General features: G+C 50.1%; 11 protein-coding genes. 9 read left to right on the top strand and 2 right to left on the bottom strand.

What is annotated here, in order from left to right:
• Positions 1-2 precede the first annotated feature (2 nt).
• The 6 genes from JN403_RS25265 (at position 3) to JN403_RS03740 (ending at position 4,936) form a co-directional block, all read left to right on the top strand.
• Positions 3-704, top strand: a complete 702-nt coding sequence (locus JN403_RS25265; RefSeq protein ID WP_240356809.1) for a hypothetical protein — start codon at positions 3-5, stop codon at positions 702-704.
• An 83-nt stretch (positions 705-787) separates the two neighbouring features.
• A complete protein-coding gene (locus tag JN403_RS25260) occupies positions 788-2,020 on the top strand; it encodes a hypothetical protein (RefSeq protein WP_240356807.1) in 1,233 nt (410 codons plus the stop codon).
• Positions 2,017-3,297 (top strand): hypothetical protein, encoded by a 1,281-nt coding sequence (locus tag JN403_RS03755; protein WP_205485427.1) that lies wholly within the window; start codon positions 2,017-2,019, stop codon positions 3,295-3,297. Before JN403_RS25260 ends, JN403_RS03755 begins: the two co-directional genes overlap by 4 nt.
• A 62-nt stretch (positions 3,298-3,359) precedes the next feature.
• The gene (locus tag JN403_RS03750) at positions 3,360-3,839 is read left to right on the top strand and encodes a hypothetical protein (RefSeq protein ID WP_205485425.1); all 480 of its coding nucleotides are present in this window, start codon (positions 3,360-3,362) and stop codon (positions 3,837-3,839) included.
• Complete coding sequence (locus JN403_RS03745; RefSeq protein ID WP_205485423.1) at positions 3,840-4,301, top strand: hypothetical protein; 462 nt, start codon at positions 3,840-3,842, stop codon at positions 4,299-4,301.
• 143 nt (positions 4,302-4,444) lie between these two features.
• Entirely contained in the window at positions 4,445-4,936 is a 492-nt protein-coding gene (locus JN403_RS03740; protein ID WP_205485421.1) for an HAD domain-containing protein, read from the top strand.
• 380 nt (positions 4,937-5,316) lie between these two features.
• On the opposite strand, the gene JN403_RS03735 is transcribed toward JN403_RS03740, so the two are convergent.
• Positions 5,317-5,931, bottom strand: a complete 615-nt coding sequence (locus JN403_RS03735; protein ID WP_205485419.1) for an HAD family hydrolase — start codon at positions 5,929-5,931, stop codon at positions 5,317-5,319.
• 544 nt (positions 5,932-6,475) lie between these two features.
• Between JN403_RS03735 and JN403_RS03730 the strand changes: the two genes are divergently transcribed.
• Positions 6,476-7,438 (top strand): tyrosine-type recombinase/integrase, encoded by a 963-nt coding sequence (locus JN403_RS03730; protein ID WP_205487224.1) that lies wholly within the window; start codon positions 6,476-6,478, stop codon positions 7,436-7,438.
• Between the two features lie 573 nt (positions 7,439-8,011).
• Entirely contained in the window at positions 8,012-8,902 is an 891-nt protein-coding gene (locus JN403_RS03725) for a hypothetical protein (protein WP_205485418.1), read from the top strand.
• A 356-nt stretch (positions 8,903-9,258) separates the two neighbouring features.
• Here JN403_RS03725 and JN403_RS03720 read toward each other — a convergent pair whose 3' ends face one another.
• On the bottom strand, positions 9,259-9,810 hold the full coding sequence (locus tag JN403_RS03720) for a TetR family transcriptional regulator (protein ID WP_101270432.1): 552 nt from the start codon (positions 9,808-9,810) through the stop codon (positions 9,259-9,261).
• Positions 9,811-10,454: 644 nt separating this feature from the next.
• Between JN403_RS03720 and JN403_RS25255 the strand changes: the two genes are divergently transcribed.
• Entirely contained in the window at positions 10,455-11,126 is a 672-nt protein-coding gene (locus JN403_RS25255; protein WP_240356805.1) for an MFS transporter, read from the top strand.
• Positions 11,127-12,031: the final 905 nt, after the last annotated feature.

Genomic DNA, 12,031 nt, shown 5'->3' with positions numbered 1-12,031 from the left:
AAATGAAAAATAAAAAAGCAATTATATCGCTTGCGGCTGACGAAAAAAGAGCGGTTTCTGAATTACGCTTTACTACGCGTTGCAAAAATGATGGAAAGCTCTACACGTACGATTTTGGAGGCAGAGAGCAATATCTAGAAATAGAAGATATTACGGGTGTATTTGTCTGGGCGCTCTATAAGCGTCGCAACAAGATGGGACATACTAGTAGAGACACGCAGCGCATGAATCTATGGAAATTTCTGAGGTTCTTGCTGGAACTTGGAGTTACCAAGCCTCATGAGTTGGAGCGTGACACGCTGGTTAAGTATGTTGACTGGTTGAAGCATCAGCCGAACCTCAAATACTCAACCGCTGGCGCCCACTTCCGGTTATTAGTTCCTACCTTTCGAAAAATGAGCGAACATCCGTCAATATCTTCTGATTTCCTTCCGCCTTCGAATCCATTCCCAAAAAGCTCGTCCCTGCAAACCGCTAATGAAGGTTACGATCGAGACGAGCTAAAGACCATCATGCGTGCCGCAGTAGCTGGTATGCGCGAAACAATGAACAAGTTCACAACGCAGTATAAGCCACAGTGGTTAGGTCAATCGGCTCCTCTTGACGATGTTGCACCACGCTCAGCAGCGGGTGGACACTCTCTTTGGAATAGCTATGATTATAAAGTTTGGTGGTGGGAAAAAATTGCAACAATTGCCGACTGAATAGTCGACAGCTTGCGAGAATCCCCCAGGGTCAGGTATTCATCGAGAGCTTTAGAAATGACGTGCTGTCAGGAATTGCGGGTGTGAACAGGTTTTATGATGAGCTAGGTGCTGGCGAGGGCTATGTGGCTAGATTCTATCAAAAGCCTTGCCCGATCAAATATCGTACTCGATGGAAGAAGCCTGATTATCTGGTTTGGTACTGGGAAAACCATCTGGGTTGTCAACCACTTTCCGATGCCGCCCTCAAGGCCGCGTCGCCAGAATTTTACGGTGCTATAAAAGAGCACTTTAATGGCAGAATTCGTAGTTTCTATAGTGATTTAGGATTGCACTCGTGGATCTCAGCAGTCGATTTAGTTCCGTTTTACATTATGTTGCTTGTCAGAACTCAACTCAATCCTTCTACGATCCAACGGCTGACGACAGAGAGTCTTTCGCCCGACCCCACCGACGAATCTAAGCAATCCATTGCGTGGACAAAGTTCAGAGCCTCTCAAAGCGGCAAAGTGATTCCGTCAGACAAGGCACAAGATGGTTGGCCCGTAATGTTGATCAACAAGGTTATACAGGTGACATCAAAGATCCGGGAGGATGGACAGTTGGGGTTGTGGATTGCAAATTCTAATCGCTTTAAAAATAGCCAACCACTGGGTGCGTCAGGGTTCAAAAGAGCCATGCAGGAATTTTCAAAACGTCACAAGCTTTCAGGTTCTTCGGGAATGCCTCTCTCAATTCAAGCCCAGCTTATACGCCCTACGATGGCATGGCAAGAATACCTTAGGACCGAAGACATAAGATATCTGCAAACTATTCTAGGACATGAAAAGGCCTCTACGACAGCGGAATATCTGCGGAGAATTTCTGACCCGGTGTTGAAGTTTCGAAGAGGTGTACATTTGAATGCCATGTTTGTGGAGACTCTTTCCTCCGACACGAAGAACGACGACTTTGCTAATCCAGCAGATTTGGTGTTGAACTCTTGTAGAGATCCACAGAAATCGCCCATTGATGGCCAAAAAGAGGGCGTCTATTGCACTGCGGGACATGAAATATGCTTGTCTTGCCCGAATCTTGTTATAACCCATGAAGACATAAAGAAATATTTTTGTTATATGCGCTACCATGACCAGTTGCTCGAAAGCGGAATTATTGGAGAGCACGATCATAAGTGGGCTACTTCTGACAAAAAAAGTGTTTGGGAGGAACAAATTTTAGTTAGATACAACCCAGACCTTATTGCAGCAATTCGTGTTGAAGCAGAATTGCGGCCGTTGGCAGTATGGTCGAAAACTTCTGAGGAGGCATGGTCATGACCGGGCGAATTACAAAGGTGAATGCTGAGAAGTCTTGGCCAGCTTCCGTGAGTCCCAGAGTTGTGGGCCTCATCGGAGTAGGAGATCAAAGCCGTAATTCTATACGTATCTCCGAAAAATCAAACTATTCTGATGATGTATGGGATTGTTCTGGTGAGCATCCTAATTTGCATCCTGCTAATGTGAAAATTCGCCTATCCAGGATTTTTTTCGATGGAGATGCTCGGATTACGGATCCGTGCAAAGCAGTTTACCTGCGGCCGTTAAAAGAGTATTTGTACTCTATGTTGGTAAACCCGCCTCCGACCTGTCCAAAGTGGTCTACAGTTTGCTCTACTCTTCACAAAGGAGTTGCTCGACTTTTAAGATACATGGAGGCAAATGCGTTCTGTAAATTTTCCGACTTAGGCCCTACCGATTTTGAAGATTTCCTCGAAGCACTTGCAGTTGAGCCACTGAAAGACGGAGGTGCCATTACTGATCGTTCGCTGATAGCGAGAGTCGTGGGGCTGAATTGGCTATATGAACAATCCTCTAAGTTAGAGGATGGCTTACAAAGCAATCCATTTGGGGATTATGGATCGGCTTCGGGCTGGGCTAGGGCATGTTGTCAAAAACTGATTCCGAGAGGCGGATCTAGAACGATAGAAATGCCCGATGAGGTGGCTCGTGAAATTTTTAACCGTGCTCTAGACGATCTAACAATCGCCGACACCCTCCAAAGATTGTGTGAAGCGCGAAAGTGCTATGAGTTAGAGTACTATGGTCGTAACAATAAATTGTTGAATCCGTTTCCATGGCATTTATTTGGAATGGTTAACGGGCATGAAGTCGTTAAATGGGAAGCGAGGCTAGCCACAGCGTGCTATATCGTCATCGCGATGCTTACAGGCATGCGATGGCATGAGGTTGTCGCGTTAAAAACTGGTGAAAATAGGGTAAATTGGCTAGAAGAGAACATCACCCACGATGGTCAGACAAATAAGTTTTTCTTTGTGGTCAGTCATACTAATAAACTTCAAGCTGAGCCTGTCGAGTATAAGTGGCAAACGTTGCCTATAGTAAAAAAGGCGATCGAGGCCGCCGAGGTAGGTTTGGCTCGAAGGCGCAAGGGCGGCAGTTTTCTTTTTCCATCATTTTACATGGCTGACGCAAGAGCCTCCAATAGTATCTCAGGGACAAATTTAGGACGATTTGTCAAAGCCCATAATATTACCTTTCGCGGTGACTATTGGGCGCTGGCATCACATCAGTTTAGAAAAAGTTTGCGAGGATAATGGTCCGTCAAGGACTAGGGATTAAGGCCCTTCAAGACCAATTGAAGCATTTCGATATAGAAGTGACTCGCGTCTATGGGGACATGAATCTTTATGTTGAGTTGCAGAAGGAAAAATTCCAGATTTCGTCGGAGCAGTATGAGGAAATCATGCGTGGGCAAAAAATGTTTGTCGGCGGCGGCGCAGCGGAAGTGAATCAGCTCCGGAGGCAGTTCCTTGGCATGACAAAAAATCAGCAAGAGAGGTTTTTGGTAGAGCTTCCAAGGTCTGCTCTTATTGAGCAGCTCGATGATGGGCTTTGTTTGTACAGGTCAAAACATGCGCTTTGTGGCGGAAATATGGCGGCCTGTCGTCCCGCAGACTGTAATAATGCATTAGTTTCAATTGATGGTAAAAGGAAAAGTTTTCAGTGGCGCAAGCATGAAAATACTCGGCTGCTCAATTTCTTTCGACATGATCAACCAAAAGTTGTCTATTTGATTGCTAGGAATGACCAGCTGGATAAATTGCTTTTGCAGATCGATCAAGCGGAGATGGTTTGAATGAAGGCAAAACCTCGTGGCACCACTAGTGGGCTGGAAGAATTTCATGCTGACACTAAAGCTCGAAATACAGCCAACATGATGCGAGTCGTAGAAACGCTTAGGCTTAATAAGCCAAATTCCAAATGGTCCTATAAGGATGTTTGGGCAGGTTGCGGTCTAAAAAGCCAAATCGCGCTTGATAGCCCGTGGAATGCGCATATCAAAATGGAGATTGATTTTCATAACAGACAAATTCACTGTTCTGCTTTGAATCAAGGCGAAGGTGAGGAAGCCGTTGGTGGTAGGCTAGCCATGCATGAAATGAAAGATCAGATGAAAGAGACTAGGGAGCAGCGCGATCAAGCTCTTGCTAAGATTGCGCAATATTGCGCAGATACAGAGCACTACAAGAAAAGGTGTAATGATCTGGAGAGGGTCGTAACTCGGCTTAAAGCTATGATATCGTCTTTCAGGCGCTAGAATGGGGCGCACATCTTACCATTCGATGCGATTCTTTTCACTCGTGCGCGTCTTCGATATCTCAAGATGAGACAGCATCAAAAGCCAGTAGAACGATCAGAAATTCGGAATAGGGTAGTACTTTCTCGAACAGAGGGCTGGCCATGATTCTTTTTTTAGATTTTGATGGTGTACTTCATCCCGACGAAGTCTACATCACCCGAAGCGGACCTAGACTTCGCGGAGACGGTGAATTGTTCATGTGGACGCCGCTGCTAGATGAGCTCCTTCAGCATTTCCCCAAGGTTAGAATTGTCCTCAGTACGAGTTGGGTGAGACAGCTTGGCTTTTCAAGAGCCAAGAAGCGTTTGCCTCCTTCCCTTCAGTCCAAAATCGTAGGTTCGACGTGGCACAGCTCAATGGAGAAGGACCTTTCCAATGCTATTTGGTGGGATCATGCTACGCGCCACGATCAGATCGCACGTTATGTCGCTCGCTCGCAGGTCACAGATTGGATTGCCATCGACGATGATGCTCAGGGCTGGGACCCAGCGCATTCTCATAGGCTTGTTCTCGCTCAACCGACGCAAGGATTATCAGATCCCCTGGCACTCGCGAAATTGAAAGGTTTGCTCACCGGGAATGGCGGTGATTGAGCCGGGGTTTGAAGTGATTCTGCGGGTTCGATGCCCTGCTGCAACGGCATGGTGGGTTAGCACATCGGCAAACCTGATTAGCGCCAATAGTTTCAGTGCGCACCATGTCCTGGCTTGCGAGGCTGGGTAGATGGCTTGGCCGGACGGTTACGAACAACATAGTCTGTTACGTCAATGGACTTGGCTAACGTTCACCTGCTATCTGATTCCTGTGAATCGGCGATGCGCGAGTGAATTGACCCTTCCCTGGTAGGCACGCTTGATCGGATCGCGGAGGCAATGGTGGCATCATCCCGAAAATTCCGATGCGTGCCGTGCCTGGGCTGTAATGAACTGGGGTTTTGTGGGACGGATGCCATCTATCGTGGCCTTGGCGAAAGTTAATCACGGCTCCGCAGGAGTTCGTCCGCAAAAGTGTGTAGCGTCCTATATCCCCCGTCTCCTTGCCTATTTAGGTAGAAGCCACGAATACCGAGTGCTGTCGGACCATCACAATCACATCGCTTCGAGTCCCCAACCATCCACGCTTCGTGAGGTAATGCGCGCACTAGCTGCGTAGCGCGGTTATAGATTTTCTTTGAAGGCTTGATGGCCCCGATCGCGAAGCTGAAAGCGTAACCGTCAAGGGTCGGATAAAGCCTCTTGATCGCCGACGCATAAGGTTTCGCTAGATTTGAGCATACAACTACCTTTATCCCTGTGGCCTGTAGGGCTGTCACCGCAGCAAGGCCATCTGGGTAGGCCTCAATGCTAGCCAGCTCTTCATGAAGTCCGGCCTCCAGCTGGTCCATTACGGAGGGCTCGACCCGGATGCCAAAAAAATCGGCAGCTTCCCTAAGGTCCATTGGCGCGGACATCAAGACCTCCGCGTCAGTGGCTTCAGGTCGCCGGCCTTGCTCAATGCCAAGCTGGAATATTTTGCGATAAGGGCGGGTGCCTTCCTTAATCTGGAGCAATGTGCCGAAGGCGTCAAAAATAGCAGTCGTGATAGGCATGAAGGAAACCTCAGTGAACATGATCTGCCATATTTATCTAAGCTTCCATCCTCCTCGTCTGTGGCGGGGAGGGCAAATGTAAGCCAAGCAAAGTCCCTTCAACGCAGGGGTAATCGGTCAAGGACTACGCTTGCGCATCGTCAAAGATGCCGTGCAGTGCAGCCCAAAGATCTGCGTACGCCATATACGATATTCCAGTGGACGTCCCACACTTCGCCTGTTTGTTCTTTGTCCCGCCATGACGGCCGCGTAAATGCTCCTGATCACATACCGTCAATTTTGGGGAACCCCATGATGCTCCTTTCCCGGGGCATGGTTTGAAACCAGCGCTTCAGATGTTCTGCCATCAGCCAAGCGCTGATTTTGCGGAGGTCTGCCACTGGAGCCCCTAAAGGGACCCCGGAAACGACTGTGACTGGCGATAAAATAGGTTATCACCAATTATTGCCGTTTATCCGATTTTCGTACGCTGATCGCTTAGAGCGTTGCTTTGGTGACTGGAATGATCATCAGTGATCGCAGCGGTGCCAACAGAGAGATAGATATGCAGGAAATGACGAAAACCGCCCAGAACGATCAGCGCAGGCTGACGGCGATCGAATTTCAGGATTTGGCCCGAGTACCCGCTGCAGTCGAGTGGTTTGCCAACCTGGACAACCCTCGAACCCGCCGTGCCTACCAGAATGACCTGGAAGACTTCTGCGGTTTCGTCGGCTTGGCCTCGGCGGATGAGTTTCGCGTGGTGACCCGATCACACGTTCTGGCCTGGCGGGCCCAGCTCGAGCATCGCGGTTTGGCGGGAGCGACGATCCGCCGCAAATTGGCCGCGCTGGCCAGCCTCTTTGATCACCTCCTGGAGAGCAATGCAATCGCCGGCGGCAACCCCGTGCATGGGGTGAAACGACCGAAGATTGAAAGCAACGAAGGCAAGACCCCGGCACTGGGCGATCACCAGGCGAAAACACTGCTCGATGAGCCGGATGAAACGACGCTTAAAGGACAGCGCGACCGGGCGCTATTGGCTGTTCTTCTCTATCACGGACTGCGCCGCGAAGAAGCGGCGCTGCTGCAGGTGAGCGACATCCAGGACCGCCGTGGAATCCAGCACCTGAAGGTGCACGGTAAAGGGGGCAAGGTTCGGTACCTGCCGTTGCACCCGGTAGCAGCCGGCCGCATCCATCTTTACCTCGAAAGCTCGGGGCATCATCTGGCCGACAGGAAGGTGCCGCTGTTCATCCCGCTGCGCGGCAAGCTGACCGGTGCCGGCATCACGGCCAACGGCATCTATGCCGTGGTGACGGCCTGGGCAAAAAAGGCCGGGATTGAGGTCGACGGCCTGGGCGTTCATGGACTCAGGGCAACAGCAGCCACCAACGCCCTGGAGCACGAGGCCGACATCGCCAAGGTCCAGGCCTGGCTGGGTCATGCCAATATCAGCACAACCAAGATCTACGATAGGCGTGAGAACAGGCCCGAGGACTCTCCGACCTACAAGGTGAAGTATTAGTAGAAGAGACCGAGACCTAAGCGGCAGCTCACCCCCGCGCACTGTCGAGAATGTCGTGCAGCGCTGCCCACGGATGATGGCCCTTCACGTCGCTGGCTGGACAGGTAGGAGCGTGGAGAAAGGGGCTTTCGCAGTCTTCCGGCGCTTGGCTTTCCATGCAGCTGGTGCAAACCGCTCGCCCGGCAACGATCATCCATTGAGCGTTCCATCTCTCAATCCTTCTTTCATTCTCCACCTTCACTTCCTCAATAGGCATTTGGGATAGCACAGGGTATTTCTAGGGGAACCGGATTGATACGTTCGAAAACATACCCCTATTTAAAGGTAAGCAAGGCCCAGCGCTCCCCTAAAACTTCGCCTGCAGTTCACCCTGTGGCGGGCAGCTTTCGCCCCGATGCAGCCCTTGGCACTAGGCCGAGATCGTAAACCTGCACTAAGCTCTTGAGTTGGCGGCTGATCCCTGTTTGGTTCGCTACCTGACATCTTCAGCGCGCCGCATACGCCCTTAAATTCAAGTGTTAAGCTTCGAAGCAGGACGGCCCTTGGCCTGCGCAGTCCACACGGAGCGAGCTTTTGAAATTTTCTCACCGAAACAATTTCGATCCAAATCGTCTACAAGGACCTATCGTTGAAGATGCTCCCATGTGGCTGCGAGACGAGTTTTTCATCACCGTGCTCTCCAAACTCACCTACGTTGATCTGGACAGCCGGGTAAAAAATAAAGACAAACTGCCCTTAGGCATTAAGAAACTTAACGAGCGTCTATGCATTGAAACCCGGCGTCAAATGGACGACCAAGATTGGGATTCTTGGACATGCAACGACGGCCTCGCTTATACAATAAAACACTGTGAGTGGTATCAGTTTTACGACTGTGTGGAGGTCGTTGGCGATGAACTGATGTCGGTGGAACCCTTCTATCTTGGCGCACCTGGGTTTATCGACTTTTCCGCATACACCTTCGACGCGTACCGCGTAAAGGTTAACGAAATCTTTGCCAAACACCAAGTTAGCTGGCGGTTGAATAGCAGGAGCCAGCTCGAATCAGCTCTTCCCAAGGATTTAGCAGACCGCCTTGATGCCATCGAAAAGAAATTCGATCAGTTTGACGCGGCACGGGAGCATTTTAGAAAAGCCAAGCGATATGTGTTGGGAACTCACAAGGACTACGAGAACTCGATTAAAGAATCGGTGAGCGCTTTCGAGAGCGTAGGAAAGGTTCTTTACAACAAAACTGCCACACTTGGTGACGTACTAAATCGGATGAAAAAGGACGGATCAGTTCCGCCGATGCTCGTAACTGTGATGGAAAAGTTTTACGCATATGCTAACGCCGAACCTGGGGTTAGGCACGGCGGTACTGAAAAGCCAAAATCTGATGAGATGGATGCAGAGCTAGCCATGCATCTGAGTGCAGCCTTTATCCGGTATGCCATTGAGCTCCAAGGGCAAAAACCGGACTAATTTTATGACCTTTAGGCAAATAGCTTCTAGAGAGCCTGCCAGTTCGATAGGCAGTAACGACATTATTCCCGGCATAACCAATGTCATTTCTGTGTCGATTTCTACCGACCGCAGAGGGTCGCAAGCGGTCAGGTGCGACCGGCTGCTTTCGGCCAAAAGCGGCCATTCGACTTGGTTTCCGTTCTGATTGAAATACCATCGGTCTCAGCAGGTGCCCATGTATAGGCATGGCACCCGGAGGCCATCATGTTCGTCTCATCATTGAAGACCGATGTGACTACAGCTACCCTATTCCGTATAGGCATAGATATCCGGGCTAGATAACGCCTTCTTTTTCCGTCCACCACCACTAAATGTTACAACTCGGATAGCCTAACTATCATTTTATAAGCGTCTTCACGAGCAATGGGGATTACTGATCGATGAAGGATGATTCCTTCAATCAAAGCGTCTAGCGCGACTGCTGACAAAGGGGAGAAATAGAGTTCGAGTGAAACTCTGATTTCGAGCATCCAGTCTCTCATAACATTCTTCATGACAGGGTTACGGCCCGCAAAAATATAGAGTTCGCAAGTCAGTTGGATCGTTCTAGTGCCGAATGTGGATCTTTCAAAGATTACATCCACTATCGCATGGCAAGCGTCTTCTTTAGTCTTTGCTTTTCGAATTGCTGCTGCAAATCGAGTAGATACGCATTGAGCCAACAGCTGAAATGCCTCTAGCAGCAGCTCCTGCATGCTCGGAAAATAGTGTGTAAGTGAACCGAGAGGCACGCCCGACAGTTCGGAAATTTTTCGGTACGTTGTGCATGCAACCCCGTGCAGCTCGATGCAGTCTAGGGTTGCGTTGAGGATATGCTCCCTACGATGAGGGTCTTGCCGCCAAGTCTTCCGTTTCTCGTTCGTCATGCATGCTCCTATCTCAGCCAGCTGACATTAGCATAGGACGTAAAATCGTACAACTGTACGATTTCATTGACCTTGATTAGCGCTCACAGTAGGATAGAAACCGTACATCTGTACGGTTTCTAGTGCTCAGCATGAGACCGAGCCTAATAGCTGCTGCATAGGAAATTTTCGGATGAACAAATTGACCGGTGTTGTTGATGGTTTTTTGTATGACGCAAATTTCGACGAATCTCTTATTAGTTTGAGGTAGAAGACGAAGGCACTATGCGCTCAGTTCAACGCCACAGCGCAAGATGAAGACCTTGCTAGGTCAGAACCCATCAATGCTACTGGTCGTGGGGACAGGTGATCTCTCTTGGCACAGGGAGGCTGCGCGCTGACTCGTATCGGCTAAGATTCCGGAGAAAAATTCGGCTACTCACCGGGCGTCTTCACTGTCGAGCGCTACATCCCTGAGAAATGGGCATAGCTCTCAAGATCGGATGCGTCAGCAAAATTCTTATTATCGGTCTGCGACATATGTTACAGGCACGGTGTGCGTTTGCTAACAACAGGCTTTATTAGATGAATAGTACGGAACAAGCTTTTTTACCTCTAATACGCTACCTGCTTCCAGATATGCATTCTTCCTGGCCGGATGTGGCATGGGCGCATGGGCACCTTTGGTTCCATTTGCTAAGGAAAGGGCGCAGATAGGTGAGGCGGAACTTGGTCTGCTGCTTCTGGGCCTTGGGACGGGAGCAATGTGCATGATGCCGTTTGTGGCCCGTTTAGCAAACCGAGTTGGCTGCAGAAGTACTGTCTATCTTGTAAGCGCTTTTACCGCTATTGGCTTGGTTGGCCTGGCAACAGCCACTTCATATTGGATGCTCTTGGCTTTTCTGCTTCTGTTTGGGGCCGCCATCGCTACAGCCGATGTAAACATGAACCTTCAAGGCTCGCTTGTTGAGCGCCACCACGGCAAGCAGATGATGTCTGGCTTTCATGGGCTGTTCAGCGTCGGAAATATTTTCAGCGCGGGCACGATAAGCTTGCTGCTTTGGCTTGGCCTCAATCCCGTCCAGTCAATCGTTATTTTGGCTCTTGGATTGGGCGCGGCGCTCTTGTCTTTTGGTCGTCACATGCTCCCGTTCGCGGAGCTGGAGGGAGCGCCGGCCAAAAGAAGCCAACCAAGCTGGTGTTGCTGCTGGGGGCGCTGTGCTTCATCGCTTTTCTGGTTGAAGGTTCAATGCTCGATTGGAGTGCCGTCTATCTCACTTCGAATCGGGACATGGAGCCTAATATTGCGGGCATCGGTTACGCCGCGTTTTCCGTGACCATGGCAGTAGGGAGACTGTCAGGCGATTGGATCGTAAGCAAGCTCGGATCGCGAGCAGTGCTACTGGCAGGAAGTGTATTGGCGATGGGAGGCATGGCGTTGGCGGTGGGCATCGACCATTGGATAGTTTCGGTTTTGGGGTTCGTACTCGTCGGATTAGGGATCTCGAATCTCGTTCCGATATTTTGCTCCAAGGCCGGGCATCAGACTGTTATGCCCGTCGCTCAAGCTCTGGCAATCATCAATGCGATCGGCTACCTAGGCATACTGATGGGCCCGGCTGCAATTGGATTTATCGCTCATGCTACGTCCCTAAGCTTCTCTTTGCTGTTCACCTCTGCGTTACTGATCCTCGTCCTCTGCAGCGCCAAGTTCGCATCATACAAATAGCGCTGGGCCTGGCAGGTGGTCGTCATCTCGGGGCTCAGGTGGCGATCACCTTTCATCTCCCTAGATTACCCTGCTGCCGCGCTGGAGGGGGCGGAGATTCTCTCGCATTGAGACTTTCCCACTCCATAAGCGCCCAGCGTAGAAGTAGCACTCAATCCTTGTAGAAGAAATATCCAGCGAGCATCTTCCTCACCGGCGTACTCGGCGCCTTCACTTGTTCTATACCACTTCGCTACAAGCTATATGGATGTCTACGCACCGTAAGCGTCTGCCGAAATCACCTCGCACTGCTCAGGCAAATACGCTTGAAAGGATAGGCGGGGGATCTCGCTACGCCTCGGTAACGTGTGAACGGTAAGTCTACAAAAAGGATCTGCAAATGCTCATTGGCAAGGCGATGCTTGTTGATCCCCTTCGTAGAGATTTTAGGCTCCGAGTTAGCTCGCCAGTCATGGCGTTCATGGTTGCCAATGCTTTCTAACTAAATTATCGTAGGTCTCTCTGGGTACCGCT

This window comes from Pseudomonas sp. 15A4 (assembly GCF_016925575.1).
Taxonomy (GTDB): Bacteria; Pseudomonadota; Gammaproteobacteria; order Pseudomonadales; family Pseudomonadaceae; genus Aquipseudomonas.
The sequence above is the reverse complement of the archived record's forward strand: the minus strand, read 5'-3'. Positions and strand labels throughout refer to the sequence as shown.